The organism is Pyrococcus kukulkanii (genome assembly GCF_041647995.1).
Lineage (GTDB): Archaea > Methanobacteriota_B > Thermococci > Thermococcales > Thermococcaceae > Pyrococcus.
The window spans coordinates 216,010-232,841 of the sequence record NZ_JARRIB010000004.1 but is presented as its reverse complement, the minus strand read 5'-3'; the positions used below and the strand labels follow the sequence as shown (position 1 = coordinate 232,841).

Genomic DNA, 16,832 nt, shown 5'->3' with positions numbered 1-16,832 from the left:
AAGTCTACGAAAAACCAAAAAACACATTCGTAGCCGGATTCATAGGAACACCACCAATGAACTTCACAGAAGGAACTTTCGACGGAAGAGTTTTTGAAGCTGGTGAGTTTAAGATTGAATTACCTAAAGAATATCATGAAATCCTAAAGGATTTTGCCGGAAAGAGCCTTATTTTTGGTTTTAGACCTGAAGATGTTATTATAGGAGAGGGGGATTTAAGTGGCATTGTTGAAATTATTGAAAATCTTGGAAGTGAACGGGTAGTTCACATTAGGATTGGAAACATTACAATAAGGGCAAAAACTAATAAAAACATAAAAGAAGGCGAAAGGATAAAGTTTAAAATTAACATACAAAAAGCCCATATTTTTAATAAGCAAACAACAGAAGCGATAATTTAAAAACCTGGTTAAGTATACCACTAAATGACCCCTCCCCTCTCACACCCCCGCGAAAGGTGACCGGGGGGCGGTCGGGGAGGGGACACTTTTAATATTCGGGAGGTACGAGGATTATGGAAATGGGGAAGGTCGATAAATTAATGATTTACGTGCTTGCCGAAGATTATGCAGGGTACAATAGCCCATTCTGGGCGCAACATGGAATTTCTTTCCTGATAGAAATCAAAAGTGGGCATATGCATAGGAGGATACTCTTTGATACTGGCTCATATGCGGAGCCTATCCTATTTAATATGAAACTCTTAAGTATTGAACCCAAAGCTGTGGACATGATAGTTCTCTCTCATAGCCATTTTGATCATACAGGTGGTTTACTGGGTCTTATGAAGGAGATAAATAAGGAAATTCCAATATTTGCTCATCCCGAAATATTCAAAATAAGCTTTGCCCTTGAGCCTGAGTTCATTTATGCGGGGATCCCACCGTTACGTGGCGGTTCCAAAGAGGCCATAGAGGAGTTAGGGGGAATATGGATACTGACAAGAGAACCTATTAGGCTAGTGCCAGGGGTATTCACCTTAGGGGAAATTGCAGAAGATGAAAAAGTTGAATTCGAAAAGAGTCAGACATTAGGTCTTTACACACTCAAGGATGGTAAGATAGTGCCCGATTCTATAAATGAGGAGATAGGACTGGCAATAAACACGGAAAAGGGATTGGTAATTATTGGGGGATGTTCTCATCCTGGGATAGTTAGCATGGTGAAGAAAGCTATGAAGATAAGTGGAATTAAAAAGGTTTATGCAGTAGTAGGGGGATTTCATTTGATAAATGCCAATGAAGAAAGAATAAATAACACGGTGAATGCTTTAAAGAGATTAGGAGTCAGAAAAGTCTACACTGGACATTGCACAGGTCTTAGAGCAGAAAACATGTTCTTAGAGAAATTCGGAAATAATTTCGAGAAGTTACATGCAGGTAAAACAATTATTATTGAGTAATATCACTAACTAATTATTGCCATTATCTTCTGGTGCAGTTGCCTTATCAGCTCCCTTCTATCTTCCATGAGGACAACGTCGCTAGCCCCAACGACCTCTAAGTTGAACGCGAATGGGCTTGGATACTCATGCTCCCTAATAATGATCCTTATTTTACCATCCCTTATCCAACGTAGAAAGAGTTCAGCGTTTTCAACATCCATCTTGTCCTCCATGATTTCCCTGTACACCTCCTTAAGTAGCGGAAAGTCTGGATAGTTCTTCTTGAGGAAATTCAGGAGGGTTTGAGCGTTCATCTGTTGCCTACTTAAGCTCTTCTCCCTTCCCATGTACCTCCTCAGAACTAGTAATCCCCTGTTCGCTACATGCCTGAACCTCCTCTTCAACAGTTCTGTATTGTCTAGGGCTCTCTTTAGGGTTTCCCTGAGGTTCTCCAGCTTGAATAGCTCGAGAATTTCTTCTTGGGATAGGGCTTTATCTTCGGGAACTTTGAGCATGAAGCCGTTATCCGTTATCGCGACCCCAACGTTGCACCTCTTCTTTTTGCTTATAATATAAGCAAAAGCCCTGCTCAGGGCATCATTGGCCCTTCTGCCGACGAGGGTGTGGAAGAAGTACTTGACAACATTTCTATCCCTGACTGCCTCCACCAAAACCGTTTCATCGTCTGGGATTATTGAGTACTTGGCCTGCTCCCTGAAGTAGGAGAGTATTGCCTCTGCCGTGATTTCGTCGATACCGTACTTCTTCATGAGGAATGATTTTGCCCTCTTATTACCTAATAAAGACTTTACCTCTCTCCTAAACCTCTGTATATCCAGAGCTAGGTCGAAGCTTAGGGGTAGCATTTCCGAGAACCATGAAGGTATCGTTGGTTTTGCACCTTCCCTGGGTATGACGTATATCCTGTTGCCCCTACTCTTAACGAACTCGTAAGTTCTTCCTGCCAAAACGAATATATCTCCTGGCATCAGGTGCTCCGCGAACTCTTCCTCAACGGTTCCTATGTATCTCTTGTCTATTGTGAAGACGTCTATTTTCGCTTCATCAGGAATTGTCCCAGTGTTCATGTAGTAGATTGCCCTCGTCATCTTCCCCCTCTTTCCGAACTTTCCGTCTTTAAGCCATATCTTTGCGTAGACCTTCTTCTCTTCTAAGCCGGCGTACTCTCCTGCTAGATACTTAAGAACGTTCATGAAGTCCTCAAAGGGCAGGTCTTTGAAGGGATATGCTCTTTTCACCACGTTATAAGCCTCGTTAACATCCCAAACTCTCTCTAGGGCCATCCCCAGGACATGTTGAACTAAAACATCTAGGGGGTTCTTTGGTATCCTAATTCTGTCGAGTCTCCTGTTCCTTGCATTGTGGGCTAAAACAGTAACCTCAACTAAGTCGTCTCTGTCGAGTGCTAAGATAACCCCCTCACTTACCTCGTGGAGCCTGTGTCCAGCCCTCCCTATCCTCTGGAGGGCCCTGTTAACGCTCTTAGGGGATCCAATTAGGATTACAAGGTCAATGCTTCCTATATCAATCCCGAGCTCCAGGCTCGTTGAGCTAACAATAATCTTAAGTTCTCCCCGCTTTAGCCTTTCCTCAACCTCTAGTCTAACCTCTCTAGATAAAGAGGAGTGATGAGCCTCTATTTTATCTGCCCATTCGGGAAACATCTTCTTTAAATGGTAAACAACCCTCTCTGTTCCGCTCCTCGTGTTCGTAAAAATTAAGGTAGTTTTCCTGTTCTTGACGAGCTCCCCTATCCTTCTGTAGAGGGCCTGGCTAAGCACATCCGCCGGAGTGTAGACTAGATCCTCAACCACGCTCTCTACGGTTATCTTTGTTCTCTTTGCGAAGCTGACATCTACAATTAACCCTGGCCTTGGCTTCCCATTTTCAAAACCGAACACGAACTTTGCAACTTCCTCTAAGGGGTGTATGGTGGCACTCAGGCCTATCCTCACGAAATCCTTCCCTGTTAGCTCCCTAAGCCTTTCTAGGGTTAGGGCCAAGTGGGAACCCCTCTTGTTCTCCGCCAAAGCATGAACTTCGTCAACTATAACCCACATTGTATCCTTAAGCCTCTCCCTGAACTTTGGAGCATTTAACGCTATAGCCAGGCTTTCGGGAGTTGTGATGAGTATGTGTGGGGGCTTTTTGACCATCTTGCTCTTTTCGTAGCTTGTGGTATCGCTGGTTCTTACAGCCACCCTTATCTCCGGTATTTCTTCTCCGAGTTCCTGGGCTACTCTCTTGATCTCAGCTAGAGGCTCCTCAAGGTTCCTCCTTATATCGTTGTTTAGGGCCCTTAGCGGAGAAACGTACACGCAGTATATCTTATCCTCAAGCTCTCCCTTCCTCCCCAGGGATATGAGCTCGCTTATTATAGCCAGAAATGCGGAGAGTGTTTTACCTGAACCGGTGGGCGATGAAATTAAGACGTTTTCTCCTTTATGTATCTCAACTATGGCGTACCTTTGTGGTGGAGTGAACGATTTAAACTTCCTCTTAAACCACTCCCTAACCACGGGATCGAGGATTGAATATATCTCTTCATCGGTGTACTCCTTGGTGGCCCACCTTATTTCTCCCATCGCTCCTCAATCTCGGCTCGGACTTTTAAATAATTTGGTTCTCTCTCAAAACTTAGGAGGTTTGAAAAATTGTACATAATAATGTTTTTGCTCAATTATGTAATTATTCTACCATTTAATTACATCGTCAACTTCAGCTTTAAGGGTTTGGATCATGCCTTTTGGCCCTTCAATGATATATTTCGCAGGTCTTTTAGGAGTGTACAAATGCCAGGGTCTTAATACGGCAAGATCAACTATTTTCCTCTTTGAATCTAAGAATATAACGTCTATAGCTTCCCTCATGAAGAAGCCGTGTATTGAGGCGTTAATTCTGGTTTCCATGGGCAGTACGAATATGAGGGCGTACCTTGGCTTTCGAAACATTAGCCCCAGGAACCTTTTAATGAAGTTGTCCGCAAACCTAACCTCCCCTTCCCACATGAGCCCCTTGGTTTCATTGACTAACATTCTTATGTCACCACTTAAGAGGAACTATCCAACAAGTGCATTTTTCAGTCCTATTTCTCTCACTATCTTCTCAGCTTCTTCCATCTCTTCAAGCGTCAGCGTCCTTGCAATCTCCTTATATTCTTGAGCCCTATACTCTGGCCTATACTGGAACATGACGTTCACCCTAACATCCCTACCAAGGTTCTCCACTATCCACTTTAGTATAGGCCTGGTGCAACACTCTAAATGATTTGGCATCACGAGATGCCTTATCAGGAACTCTGCCCTAAAATGATTCTTCGCGAGGAGGAAGTTCCTCGTAACTACCTCCCAGTACCTTGGAACCTTTGAGTACTTTCTTGCGCATTCATCGTTCCCGTACTTAAAGTCTCCCAGATATACATCAACAACGCCGTCAAGGAGCTTCATTGCCTCAACGCTCATGTACATGTTTGAGTTCCAAATAACCGGGATTGGAACCCTAACGTGCCTTAACGTCTCTAGAATGAAGGGGAGGTTAGGGGTGGGCTCCCCGCCAACGAAGTTCACGTTCTTTGCGCCAAATCTATAGGCCCTTTCGATCTTTAAGGCCATGTACTCTGGGATTATCTCGATGCCAACCCTAAACTGGCTTATGTCCCAATTCTGACAGAAGACGCAACGGAAGTTGCATCCAGAGAAAAAGACCGTATATGAGGGAACGAGTTCTGGCTCCTCCCCATAATGCAGGAAGTCACTCGCAACCAAGCTCTCCTTAACTCTGCAGTAGCCTACGCTCTCTTTCCTGTTTATCCCACACCTTATCTCACAGAGGTGACAGCTCTCAAGTATTCTATCGGCTATTTTGGCCTTTAACTCGAGTAAATTCCTCTTGGGGTTCTTGCTTAAATCGTTCTCCCTCAGCCTGTCCATGCCCTCATCATGAACTTCCCAAAGCTCTTGGAGTTCGGCATTATCCTCAAAGCTAACCTCAACCTTTCTTACCAAGAGGAAGTTCGGAATATCTTCACCTTCAAGGATAGCGAAGTACTTTGGCAGTGCCTCCCTTGCTCCCATCGGTTAAGTTTATGAAATCAAGGGCTAAAAAGGTCACCGACGATGATGAACTACTCCCGGCTGAAGTGTGATGAGCCACCTACCGGCTGAGGTGAAAGCATGAAGCTTGCCCTGATAAGTCTTGACGGAAACGGGCTATATAACCTCAAGCACATGCCCTTCTTGAGTGAACTCGCCGAGGAGGGCTACTTTTTTGAGGTAGAATCGATATTTCCCACGCTCACGGATTTAGTTCACACCACCGTAATGACAGGCGTTGAGCCTAGGGTTCATTGGGTAGTTGAGAACGGTTATTATGACAGGTTAAGCGGTGTTAGAGTTAAGTTTTACGATTATGAAGTCGCATTTAATCCCCATAAGGTTATAAAAGCTCCTCTAATTCAGGATCTGCTAAGGCAGAAGGGAGTGAGAGTAGCGAGTGTTTCTGGCTACACAATGCCTCCCTTCAGCAACGTTGATGTCAGAATCTTCCCACCCTTCTTTGCTGAGGATGAGCTTTATAGAAGGCATGGAAGGGATTGGAAGAAGGATGTGTGGGTTCTGAACTCCGCTCTCTACCTCTACGAGGAGTGCAAGCCGGATCTACTATTAGTACACTTTGCCTCGATAGATGGGATGCAACACGACTACGGGCCGGAAAGCAAGGAGGCCCTCAAAGCCGTTGAGATCGTCGATTCAGCCGTTAGAACCCTCTGGGAGAGGCTGAAGGAGGAATATGCATTCATAATATTCGCGGACCACGGGCAGGAGGAAGTTCATACCTGGGTTAACCTAAAGGAGTACTTGAGAAACAATGGAATTGGCGTCCTTAGGGTTTCATCCGGTGGAGGCGTTCATGTCTACCTTAAGAACCCGGAAGAGCGCGAAGAAGCTTATCAACTTCTAAAGAGGGCCCCAGGGGTTAAAGCTGTTTTCTTTAGGGAAGATCTTCCCTACCTTGACGTTCCCGTTAGCGGGGACTTGATAGTTTCCGCAAGGGAAGGCTACTGGTTCTGCCATCACATAGAGTGCAGGGGGATTAAGGGAACAAGTTATTGGGTTAAAGGCATGCATGGTTCATTAAACGAGAAGGTAAAGGAAGTTCCACTGATAATTTGGGGTCTGGAGGTAAAGAGAGATGAGGCGAGCCTCTACGATATAGCCCCTACGGTTTTGAAATTCTTTGGGGCTCAAAAGAGGGGAGATATGAAGGGAGAGCCCCTAATTTAACCCTTTTTAAACCCGAGGTAAAACCCTGCGATGAAGGCAGTGCTCCCAGGAAGTATCCCCATGGCTTTATCTGCGAGGCTTAAAGTCGTTTGAGCGGCCTGCTTTGTCAGATTGAATAATGCATCAGTATTTATCGTTATGACTCCCTTCTGCTGTAGCCAGAAGAGGCTTAAGACGTACGCTCCAATTAGGGCCATAACTATCTTCATGAACTTTTTGAGTGCATACCCAACTATGAATCCAACTATAGCCCCAACCCCAACATCACCGGTTATTCCCATTAAGTTAAGATCCATACTTTCTCACCGCCTCCTATTATTTTTGATTTGGTAATAAGGTTTTGGTCATCCTTCCACCCCTTTCCTAACCCTAACGGCCCTTCCGGTTTGGAAAACTATCATCTCTCTTCCGGAAAGGAGAGCTTGACCTGTGGCCAATAATTCATCCCTCTCGTTTACGACCAGCACTTCATCATAGGGCCTTATCCCAGGATCCGCAAAAATAACGAACTTTGCAAAGACGTCCTTACCTTTTCTTGCAAATGGCTCGGCCTCCTCGTTAACGACTACCCTCATCCTGGGGTATGGAAGTACTGAGTGCAATCTCTTTGCCCCCTCTATTCCCAACGTTAGTAGCCCATCATCCGCCCTAACCGTTGCTAATCTCTTCCCGTTTAGCTTCACCTGCCTTGGCATTCCCGTCCTCGCTAGCTCAACTTGTGCCCCTTCAAACGCTTTAGAGGCGTTCTCTCCGAACTGGTACTCGGCTATCGCCTTTATGTAGTCCAGCGCATTCTCCTTTGTCGGCTTTACGATTTCAAAATCTTCTTCAGCCTCACTCTGAGCGAAGGGATATGTGAGGCTAAGGTACTTCGGGATTTCACTAAATATTGGATGCTTTATCGTTTCCTTGAATTTTTTCTTCACTCTTTCTGCTCTCTCCTTCGCCCTCCTAACTATTGGCCAGTTGAGACTTTCCTGACTGATCTTGAAGAATGCCGATTTCTTTGTTATTGGCTCAAACTCCTCGAGATATGAATAGTGCTCAAGTAATCTCTTGTATGCAACATATAGCTTTGGATGGGCCCTAGCCCTTTCATCAACAAGCCTCCACAGCTCTCCCTCTTTTATTGCCTGCTTCACCCTTCCCATTTCTTCCCTTATGACCCACAGGTTGTGTAGTGCTAGCAATCTTGTCCTTTCCTCCTTAGGCATCTCCCTCAGTTCCTGGGGAGTGTGCTTAGAGCAGACCGGACAGGAGCATGGGAAGTATTCAAGCTCATCAAGCCTCTTCGTTCCCTGGGGGGTTAGATATCTGTCGTCCTTTGCATAAAGGGCATAGCTTGCCGAATCAAATAGATCAATACCCATAGCAACTGCGAGAGCAAAGATTATAGGATGTCCAGCTCCAAACAGGTGCACTGGCCTATCAGGCCTGAGGCCTATCTTTGATGATATCACTACGTCAACGAGTTCTTTAAACCTGTAAGATTCGAGAAGGGGCACAACGGCTCCTATGGGGTGTATCTCAAAATTCATCCCGCTTAGAACCCTCGCGGCGTACCTCCTTAAGTCGGTGTACGTTGAACCTTGAATAGTAGCGTTCATTGGTATCTCCTTTATCTCCTCCGCTTCCCTCGCCCTCTCTAGTGTTACTCTTAGATCTTCTTCCGCCTGCTTCCTGGGCGTGTCTGGAGGGGTTGGAATATCAAGAAAAGTTCCTATGTCGACTCCTATCTTATGCTGGAACTCTATGATCTCTCTGTTTGTGACCTCAACTTTTCCATACCTCATGAGCTGGAACGAGCCTGAGTCAACTTCAACGATGCCATCATAATTTAGCAACTTATGTATTCCTTTTTCTAGGGCTTCTTCCCTTAACTTTGGATCCTTATATATAATGTAGGAATTCGTTATTATTATCTTGAAACCCATTTTCTCAAGTTCTTTGGGCTCAACGATCATTTGCTTTGGGTTCACCACGGGCATTATTGCTGGAGTCTCTATCTTCTTCCCGTTAACCTCAAGCTTCGCTATCCTTCCAGCGGCGTCTCTAGCTTTAATTTCGAACCTGAACATCATCTCACCTCGGCTCATTCGGGCTGGACTTCATCATCGATCAGATTTTCCGGAGTCAAATCATCGCCGCTTCTCTTGGTTATAAATGTAATCCAGTAAAGGCCTTATCCTTTCCCAAACTTCATTTATGCTTCCGTGCCCATCAATTTTTACATAGATTCCCTGCTTCTGATAGAACTTTATAATTGGCTTCATATTTCTTGAGTATATGTCATACCTTTTGCCGATGATTTCGGGCCGATCATCTTTCCTCTGAATTAGCTCTCCTCCACATATATCGCACTTCCCAGGGATCTTTGGGGGGTTAAACTCTACGTGATAGACTGCCCCACAGTTCTTACAGATCCTCCTTCCCGAAATCCTCCTAATGCTTTCCTCTTTCGTGATGTAGATGTCTATTGCCACATCTATCTTTATCCCATGGTCATATAAGTAATTTTCAAGGGCTATGACCTGCTCTGGCGTCCTAGGATATCCATCCATAATGAAATTCTCCCTTACTCTCCTTAGCTTGGATATTATCAGTGTATTGACTATAGTGTCTGGGATGAGGTCACCTCTGGAGAGATACATTTCCATTTCCTTCCCAAGGGGAGTTCTTGCCTCGATCTCTGCCCTTATTATGTCGCCCGAAGCAATATAAGTGAGGTTATACCTTTCAGTTATTTTTCTGGCTTGTGTGGACTTACCACTTCCTGGGGGGCCGAAGATAAGGATGTTCATTGCGAAAACACCAACAAGAATTTATATCCCAAAATCTAAAAATAATACGGTGAGGTTCATGCCCAAGTTATTAACGGGATTTGTAAGAGCGAGCGGTTATGCTAACAAAGTTAGGAAAGTCCTTTTTGCAGCCACCCGAGGAAAGGTGCCCCCAGAAGAAGTTGTGAGAGTTAGTGCAGAAATTAACAGATACATTTTTGGAAAACTTCAAGAGCTAAACGTTAAGAAAGAAGACGTAGTAAGGGTGTCTCTAGATTTTGACATTGAGGATGAAAAAATAAAGTGGTATCCTGAAACCCTTCAAATAGAAGTTTACAGGAGAGAAGAGGAAGAAAAGTTAGCATTAGCGATGGAAGAAGTAGAAGAGATGGAGAGGACTTTTGAAGAGGTAGTAAAAGAGTTGGAAAGTCTTGCAAACAAACTAAAAGAAGTTACAGATTCCATATTGAATATCGTTGAGAGGATAAAGCAGGAACATACGGGGCTTAGATTAAAGGTGGAGGAGCATGAGACGTAGTGTTACAATTTTAATACTCTTGCTGATCTCTGTTCCACTTGCCAACTTTGGTTACTTCATATTCAGATACATTGCGTTAGGTCCCGTTAATGACTGTGAAGTTAGCTTAGTTAACGTGTACGTGTCACACGTTGACACAGATAGTGCTAGGATAGTTGCAATTGTTGAAGTTCTTAACCCAACAAGTAAGAAAGTTTCGATAGATGGTATTAAGATTGAACTCTATGCTGAGGACATATACATAGGGGAATACAGCCTTAACAGGACCATGACATTAACCCCAGGGGAGAAAGTGACAATACCCATTAACTTTACGATATATTACTCGAACGTCCCAACGGAATTCGTTAGGGTATTACTCGAAAATAAAACAAGAGAATTGACGTGGTGGGCAACAGGGGGATTATACGCCAACTCACTTTTTGGAATCCTCAAGGTTCCCTTTAATGCTACCCTTAGATAGCCTCTTAATAACAAATAGGCACCTTCTATGCCCTTGACTCTCACATTCTACTTCTTCACCTTCCCAAATTTCCCCCGTAAGCCTTTCTATTAGTTTGGTAAGGGCCCCTACGTAGTTTAAATGAGCAGGATATGGAAAGTTCCTTAAGCTGGGGAACAAGTTCTTCCCTTCAATTACTATTCTATCCTCCGATAGGTCGAGTATTCTTAAGAGCCCTCCTCCCGTAGCCTTCGTAAATTCAAAACTATCTTCAAGAATTCTCTTTATCGCTTCTATCCTGGGGAGGTTCTTAATAGTATCTTGGTCGAGAGGAAGGGTAGTCATTTCATACTTCCCCCACCTATATAAAAACTCTTTCCCACGTTCAGGACCTAAAAACTGATATATAAACTCTATTAGGGCGGATTCTGAGTATTCTTCTATTATCTGAACCCTCACACCGCCCATTATTAAGGCTCCAGTGTTGTCCAATATTAGGGATTCTTTGACCTTGTCAACGCTTTTAAATGAGTCCTGAGCAAGCATTATGCCAGTATTGCCCCTAATGTATGGAATTGAGGTCTGATTTATTTTTAAGGGCAAAAAGGATCTTCTTATTGTAATCGTTCCATTTTTTGCTTCCAAGACGTACTCGAAGGGTATTAGCAACATTGAAAGATCCTGAGTGGATAAAACGTCGGAGTTCAATGAGGCTAATGTTGAAGCCCCGAATCTCTTAATTGAGTTAACAAGCCTCACTACAACCCTTATATACGCCCTCTGATCAGTTTGGAGGGTGTATAATGAGGTTAGATCGTCTATCACGACAAAATCATAAGCTTCCTTAACAACGCTCTCCCTGACTATTGCCGTTGTTATGCTAAGATCCATCGGGTTTGGCAAGATATTAGCCCCAGCTACGTGAGTTGGGGAATATAGATTTGAGAATCCATCTAGTATTTTTAATTTTCCTTCTTTAATGAACTTGGTGTAGTTCATCCCATACGGTTCTAACCATTTGATTAGTGAATTAACATCTTGTCTAAACTCTATAAGGAGGATTTTATATCCCTGTGACAAAAATGACATAACTAATTGATGAAGAAGTAACACATGGTCATTATCAATACCTCCAACTATTGCAACATTGTGCGTTTTTTCAAATCCACCTCCCAATATTTGATCAAGAGTTTTAAGGCCACTCCTAATCTTCATACTAACTTGAGGATTTAGGTTTAAGTTAAAAAACTTTACTAAAAATGAGATGAGAAATTACATTATCCCCTAAACCTGCCAACGATCTTGGTTAGAATTGCGGTGTGTTGATCTTCATTATGGAGGATTGCTTTTGATAATTCCTTAATTACAGGATGCTTTGCCTTGCTTTCCAGCTCCCTGTACCCGTCCTGCATTTCCTTTTCCATTTCAATGGCATCATCTAACTTTTCAATTATATTATCTAACTTCTCTTGGGGTATTATAGAGACTTCTGGGAACGATTTTACTAACTCCTCCAGCACTTCTTCGGGTGGTATTCTATAACCGACTTTTCCAAAGTCTAATGGTAGTAGCAGGGAAGGCACTCCTGGGAGTAAGGCCAGTCCTTGATCTAGCTCCATCACAGACTCTCTTATTGGCTCAAGCTCTGGATAAAACGGCTCTAAATGCTCCTTTAAGAGTGCTGAGGCCTCCTTATATGCCCTTTCAATAGCCTCCATAAGCTCCTTATGGAATATCTTATCAACCGCAAGTCTAAGTACAACTCTCTTAAGCTCAGCATTTTCTGGCCTCTTAAGCTCTTTCAGGAGATCCTTGTAGTCCTTCAATGCCTCTTTCTCTGCCTCTTTGATTTTCCTTACGGTCTCCACCAGCGTCATTACTTATCACCTCCGAGCTTTTAATAACCTTTGGTATTTAAAAGTTTTCTGAGGAAACCCTAATAAAGTAGCCACTTCACCTTTGGCTGAGGTGAGAGAGGTGAGAGTGATAGTTCCAGATACGAGTGTGATTGTAGATGGCAGGCTCACCCAATATCTAAAGCGAGTAAAAGAAAAAGTAAAGGTTGTAGTGCCCGAAGCTGTCGTTGCTGAAATAGAACACCAAGCTAACGAAGGAAAGGCAATAGGACATACCGGGCTCGAGGAACTTAAGAAGCTTAGAGAAATGGCAGACAAGGGCAAGATACTGCTCGAGTTCTATGGCGAGAGGCCTGAGCTATGGCAGATAAGAAGAGCGAAGGCCGGAGAAATCGATCACCTGGTGAGAGAAGTTGCCAGAGAATTGAATGCTATACTAATAACAGGAGACCAAGTTCAGAGGGATATAGCGATAGCCAAAGGGATAGAGGTAATATACCTCGAGAGCAGAAGGGAGCCGAAGACCAGGTTGGAGGACTTTTTCGACGAGGAAACCATGAGTGTTCACCTAAAGGCAGGAGTTAAGCCCTTAGCAAAGAAGGGAAGGCCAGGAGAATGGAGACTGGTTCCGATAAGGGACAAACCACTAACCGAGGAGGAGCTGGAGGAAATAGCTGATGACATAGTGGAGAGGGCAAGGAGAGATCCAGAGAGCTTTATAGAGCTTGATGAGCCAGGAGCAACCATTGTCCAACTTAGAAGTTATAGAATAGTCATAGCCAAACCTCCATTCTCAGATAGAATCGAGATTACTGCTGTAAGGCCGGTGAAGAAGCTCAGCATTGAAGATTACAATTTAAGCGAGAAGCTCCTCGAGAGGTTAAAGGAGAAAGCTGAAGGAATCTTAGTTGCAGGACCCCCAGGAGCAGGTAAAACTACATTTGTTCAGGCGCTGGCGGAGTGGTACGCTTCAATGGGCAAGATAGTTAAGACAATGGAGAAGCCCAGGGATCTCCAAGTTAGTGAGGAGATAACTCAGTATACTGCCCTCAATGGGAGCATGGAGAAAACTGGAGACGTGCTCTTACTTGTCAGACCAGACTACACGATATTTGATGAGATGAGAAAAACCAGCGACTTCCTAATCTACACCGACCTAAGACTCGCGGGCGTTGGAATGGTAGGAGTAGTTCACGCAACCAAGCCCATAGATGCCATTCAGAGATTCATAGGTAGGGTAGAGCTTGGTATGATTCCTCAGATAGTTGATACAGTGATATTCATCAAGGCAGGTAGGGTCGCCAAGGTTTTAACGTTAGAGTACAAGGTGAAAGTTCCCACAGGGATGAAGGAGGAAGACCTTGCAAGGCCCGTAATAGAGGTCAGGGACTTTGAAACTGGCCAGCTAGAGTACGAGATCTACACGTTCGGCGAAGAAGTAAGCGTCGTCCCAATAAAAAAGGAGGAGAAGGCGCCAGCTCTCAAACTTGCGGAGAAGAGGCTTAAGCAAGAAATACAGAGGTTCCTGCCAGATGTATACACTGAGGTCGAGATTATCAGCCCGCACAAGGCCATTATATATGCCGATGAGTTCGATATCCCGGCGATAATAGGGAAGAAAGGGAAGAGAATACAGGAATTAGAGAAGAGACTTGGAATAAATATTGACGTAAAGAGCTTTGCGGAGAAGCAACCAGAGGTTAAAGAGAGGATACCAGTGGAGATAGAGGAAAAGAAGAAGAGCATAGTTCTCAGAGTCTCTCCTGACTATGCAAGGAAACCTTTGAGGTTTTATGCGGGCAATGACTATGTCTTCACAGCAACCCCAAGCAAGAAGGGCGTTGTAAAAGTCTCAAAGAGCTCACCGGTCGGCAAGTTGCTTAAAAGATATATCGACGAAGGTCACTCGATTTGGGCTTCACTGTAGAGATTTTTCTTCTTTTCTCTCACCTCACCAAGAGAATTATATAATGGGAAGTTAGGCCTGTTGTCAGCATGAATAAGGAACATCTAACCTACTCCTTGCCCTGAGGAGCTGTTCTTTTGATGGGCTTTGGGGCTGTTACCGTTCAGCTGGGCTGGTGACCCCTTGAGGTGGCCCCAATTTTGAACAAGGGTGAAAAGTCAACCACACCAGTTGCAACGAATGCAACCGGTAGCGGATTCCTCTTGAGCCTTGTCCTTCTCCCACACTGCATCATTGTGTGTATGGGTTGGCTCGGATCCCCTCATGGCAGGGACTCAACTCCCATACACACAATAAAACTAACAAAAGTTCTGCCCCTTTTCTCGATCTATCCTGTTTGTTTTTAGTCCTTGAAAACACATTAAATCTAGGCAGAGAGGTGTTCCTTGGAATATTATAGAACCAACATCGCTTTGGTTCTCTTAGGGTGATCCTTCGTTCTTTCAATTCCGATCTTCTAGGGAAATATTAGGTAAGTTAATCTTAGGTTCTTAAGAAGCTCCTCAACCAAATGCCTTGGATCGTAGCTAAAATAGAAAAGGTTTCCTGGGACGTTCAGATCTGAAGCTCCAAATCCCCTAACTATCCCTCCTATCTTTGCCATCTTCCTGGACAGCTCTTCTTCAAGTCTAACGTTTGAGGGTATTAGGTATGCCATTATGGGTTCAGCTTTAAGAGTTAGGTAGTCTATGTGCCAGTGAAGCTTCTTCTCTTTCTTAAAGTGCCTCCTAACTCTCTTTTCAAGTGAATTCATTGCCGAACCAACGTAGGCGTAGTATCCCTTTTTCAGGGCAAAGGTTCTTGCTTTAGTCTTTATCTTCGTGTCCTGGGGTAGGTATAATAATAGGATGTAGGAACCTTTCAAACTTTAATCCCCTCTCTAAGGTGCTTTAGCCTAACTTGGACCTCTTCAAGGGACTTAGCACTTTCAATAGCAGTTCCGGTAACTATAATGTCTGCCCCTGCCTTTACAAGTTCTCTTGCCTGATTCCCGTTTCTTATCCCTCCCCCGACGATTAGGGGAACATCGATAGCTGACTTTACCACCCTAACCATCTCTGGAGGGACGGGGTTAGGAGCCCCACTCCCCGCTTCAAGGTAAACTAATCTCATTCCTAGATACTGACCAGCCAGTGCATATGCTGCAGCTATCTTTGGCTTGTGCCTTGGGATAGGTTTCGCATCCCCAACCCATCCGGCTGTTTCCCCAGGTTCAACTATTATATATGCCATTGGAATTGGTTCTAATCCAAATTTCTTTACTGTGAACGCTCCAAGGGCTTGAGCACCTGTAATGAAGAATGGGTTCCTTGAGTTGAGGAGGCTCATGAAGAATATTGCGTCTGCATATTTGCTAATTCCTCCATGTGACCCTGGGAACAGAATAACTGGAAGGGAAGAGCTCTCCTTTATTGCCTTAACTACATTATCCAGAACGTTTCCTTCAGCTCCAGTTGATCCCCCGACCATTATTGCGTCAACTCCAACATTCTCACAAAGTTCCGCAATTTTTGAGGCTTCATCAGGAGAAGTATCGTCGGGGTCTATTAAAACAAAGTGCAATTTATTCTCTTCAAGCTTTTCATGAATGTATCTTTCCACTCTCCCTATTTTCACGAACACCACCGAACTTCATTCATTAGCAACGTTTTTAAATAATCTCCCCTCTCCTTCACTAGGTGATGCCCTTCATGAAATTCAGGGGAAGCACTTTTGGCAGAACCGTTAAGCTTGAATTTGAGATATTACGCCTTGGTGAGCTTAGGATAGATGATCTTTCTGAATTTAATACTAGCGAGATTGAGCTTGAAATAAGAGCTACAAGTTCTGGAATTAAACTTGTGGGTATTTGGGAGGGAGACATAGAGGAAGTTGGTGAGGCTATTAAGAGAGCCGTTGAGGAGAGCACTAAGCTTAGGGAGAGGATTTTAAGGAGAATGAAGAGTAAAATGGAGAGGATTAGGAGAGCTCTCAGTGAGATGGGCTTCAATGAAGAGACAATTGGATATGGAGAAGCTGTAAAGTTCACGAAAAAAATTGGGGATTACGAGGTTGCCGTCATAGTATCATCCCGTGACAGCCTCGTTAGGGTTGAGGTTTATGGCAGTAACAGAAAGATACTTACCCCCGAATTAGAGGCCTTCTTTGAGAGTGTTGACATAGAGGAGCCAGAGATCTACGAGATAGAAGAGGAAGGAAACGAAGAAAGGGTAGTGATAAACCTAGAGTTACCAGGAAGTGACGAGAAACCAGAAAAGAAAATCGCTGAAGCAGTAAAGATCATCGAGAACTTGTTAATGACTTAAGAACTCCACCTTCCCTACTTTTGAGATTTCCACTATAACTTTTCTTGGGTTCTTTGTTTCAAGGTTTATTATTATCTCATTATATCCAAACTTGTCTGGGGGAAGCAATTTTGCTTTCCTAATCTTCCCTTCAATTACATCCGCAAGCTTCTTTAGGAGGAGACCTTTTTTGTCGAACGGAACTTTAAGGCTAATTGTCATAATTTCCATCAATCTCACCCATTCATAACTAGAAACTAAGGAAGTATAAAACGCTT

At 43.9% G+C, this 16,832-nt stretch carries 18 protein-coding genes; 7 read left to right on the top strand and 11 right to left on the bottom strand.

Annotated features, from left to right (window positions below; genetic code table 11):
- Positions 1 to 401: TOBE domain-containing protein (locus P8X24_RS09810; protein WP_372915771.1), on the top strand; the 401-nt coding region annotated here is incomplete at its 5' end.
- Between the two features lie 113 nt (positions 402 to 514).
- On the top strand, positions 515 to 1,402 hold the full coding sequence (locus P8X24_RS09805; RefSeq protein WP_372915769.1) for an MBL fold metallo-hydrolase: 888 nt from the start codon (positions 515 to 517) through the stop codon (positions 1,400 to 1,402).
- Positions 1,403 to 1,407: 5 nt separating this feature from the next.
- Here the strand turns inward: P8X24_RS09805 and P8X24_RS09800 are convergent, their stop codons facing one another.
- The 3 genes from P8X24_RS09800 to P8X24_RS09790 all read right to left on the bottom strand — a co-directional run bounded on the left by P8X24_RS09800 (position 1,408) and on the right by P8X24_RS09790 (position 5,478).
- Complete coding sequence (locus P8X24_RS09800; protein WP_372915767.1) at positions 1,408 to 3,990, bottom strand: ATP-dependent helicase; 2,583 nt, start codon at positions 3,988 to 3,990, stop codon at positions 1,408 to 1,410.
- 108 nt (positions 3,991 to 4,098) lie between these two features.
- On the bottom strand, positions 4,099 to 4,440 hold the full coding sequence (locus P8X24_RS09795; protein ID WP_372915765.1) for a DUF192 domain-containing protein: 342 nt from the start codon (positions 4,438 to 4,440) through the stop codon (positions 4,099 to 4,101).
- Between the two features lie 24 nt (positions 4,441 to 4,464).
- A complete protein-coding gene (locus tag P8X24_RS09790) occupies positions 4,465 to 5,478 on the bottom strand; it encodes a radical SAM protein (protein WP_372915763.1) in 1,014 nt (337 codons plus the stop codon).
- Between the two features lie 99 nt (positions 5,479 to 5,577).
- Between P8X24_RS09790 and P8X24_RS09785 the strand changes: the two genes are divergently transcribed.
- Positions 5,578 to 6,687 (top strand): alkaline phosphatase family protein, encoded by a 1,110-nt coding sequence (locus P8X24_RS09785; RefSeq protein ID WP_372915762.1) that lies wholly within the window; start codon positions 5,578 to 5,580, stop codon positions 6,685 to 6,687.
- On the opposite strand, the gene P8X24_RS09780 is transcribed toward P8X24_RS09785, so the two are convergent.
- The 3 genes from P8X24_RS09780 to P8X24_RS09770 are packed head-to-tail and all read right to left on the bottom strand — an operon-like array spanning position 6,684 to position 9,488.
- Complete coding sequence (locus tag P8X24_RS09780; RefSeq protein WP_372915760.1) at positions 6,684 to 6,983, bottom strand: FUN14 domain-containing protein; 300 nt, start codon at positions 6,981 to 6,983, stop codon at positions 6,684 to 6,686. The two genes, P8X24_RS09785 and P8X24_RS09780, sit on opposite strands and share 4 nt — an antisense overlap.
- A gap of 48 nt (positions 6,984 to 7,031) precedes the next feature.
- On the bottom strand, positions 7,032 to 8,783 hold the full coding sequence (gene tgtA, locus P8X24_RS09775) for a tRNA guanosine(15) transglycosylase TgtA (RefSeq protein ID WP_372915758.1): 1,752 nt from the start codon (positions 8,781 to 8,783) through the stop codon (positions 7,032 to 7,034).
- Positions 8,784 to 8,825: 42 nt separating this feature from the next.
- On the bottom strand, positions 8,826 to 9,488 hold the full coding sequence (locus P8X24_RS09770) for an adenylate kinase (RefSeq protein WP_372915756.1): 663 nt from the start codon (positions 9,486 to 9,488) through the stop codon (positions 8,826 to 8,828).
- Positions 9,489 to 9,546: 58 nt separating this feature from the next.
- Between P8X24_RS09770 and P8X24_RS09765 the strand changes: the two genes are divergently transcribed.
- Positions 9,547 to 10,005 (top strand): single- stranded DNA-binding family protein, encoded by a 459-nt coding sequence (locus P8X24_RS09765; RefSeq protein WP_372915807.1) that lies wholly within the window; start codon positions 9,547 to 9,549, stop codon positions 10,003 to 10,005.
- Positions 9,995 to 10,468, top strand: a complete 474-nt coding sequence (locus tag P8X24_RS09760; RefSeq protein ID WP_372915754.1) for an LEA type 2 family protein — start codon at positions 9,995 to 9,997, stop codon at positions 10,466 to 10,468. Before P8X24_RS09765 ends, P8X24_RS09760 begins: the two co-directional genes overlap by 11 nt.
- Here the strand turns inward: P8X24_RS09760 and P8X24_RS09755 are convergent.
- Entirely contained in the window at positions 10,421 to 11,662 is a 1,242-nt protein-coding gene (locus tag P8X24_RS09755; RefSeq protein ID WP_372915752.1) for an ATPase domain-containing protein, read from the bottom strand. The two genes, P8X24_RS09760 and P8X24_RS09755, sit on opposite strands and share 48 nt — an antisense overlap.
- 62 nt (positions 11,663 to 11,724) lie before the next feature.
- Positions 11,725 to 12,324 (bottom strand): ferritin family protein, encoded by a 600-nt coding sequence (locus P8X24_RS09750; protein ID WP_372915750.1) that lies wholly within the window; start codon positions 12,322 to 12,324, stop codon positions 11,725 to 11,727.
- Between the two features lie 100 nt (positions 12,325 to 12,424).
- On the opposite strand from P8X24_RS09750, the gene P8X24_RS09745 reads away from it, so the two are divergent.
- Positions 12,425 to 14,230, top strand: a complete 1,806-nt coding sequence (locus tag P8X24_RS09745; protein ID WP_372915748.1) for a PINc/VapC family ATPase — start codon at positions 12,425 to 12,427, stop codon at positions 14,228 to 14,230.
- A gap of 496 nt (positions 14,231 to 14,726) precedes the next feature.
- Here the strand turns inward: P8X24_RS09745 and P8X24_RS09740 are convergent, their stop codons facing one another.
- Complete coding sequence (locus tag P8X24_RS09740; RefSeq protein WP_372915746.1) at positions 14,727 to 15,134, bottom strand: GIY-YIG nuclease family protein; 408 nt, start codon at positions 15,132 to 15,134, stop codon at positions 14,727 to 14,729.
- Positions 15,131 to 15,886 (bottom strand): geranylgeranylglyceryl/heptaprenylglyceryl phosphate synthase, encoded by a 756-nt coding sequence (locus tag P8X24_RS09735; RefSeq protein ID WP_372915805.1) that lies wholly within the window; start codon positions 15,884 to 15,886, stop codon positions 15,131 to 15,133. The genes P8X24_RS09740 and P8X24_RS09735 overlap by 4 nt, the downstream gene beginning before the upstream one ends.
- Positions 15,887 to 15,960: 74 nt before the next feature.
- Between P8X24_RS09735 and P8X24_RS09730 the strand changes: the two genes are divergently transcribed.
- Entirely contained in the window at positions 15,961 to 16,575 is a 615-nt protein-coding gene (locus P8X24_RS09730; protein WP_372915803.1) for a hypothetical protein, read from the top strand.
- On the opposite strand, the gene P8X24_RS09725 is transcribed toward P8X24_RS09730, so the two are convergent.
- Entirely contained in the window at positions 16,564 to 16,785 is a 222-nt protein-coding gene (locus P8X24_RS09725; RefSeq protein ID WP_372915744.1) for a hypothetical protein, read from the bottom strand. The two genes, P8X24_RS09730 and P8X24_RS09725, sit on opposite strands and share 12 nt — an antisense overlap.
- Positions 16,786 to 16,832: the final 47 nt, after the last annotated feature.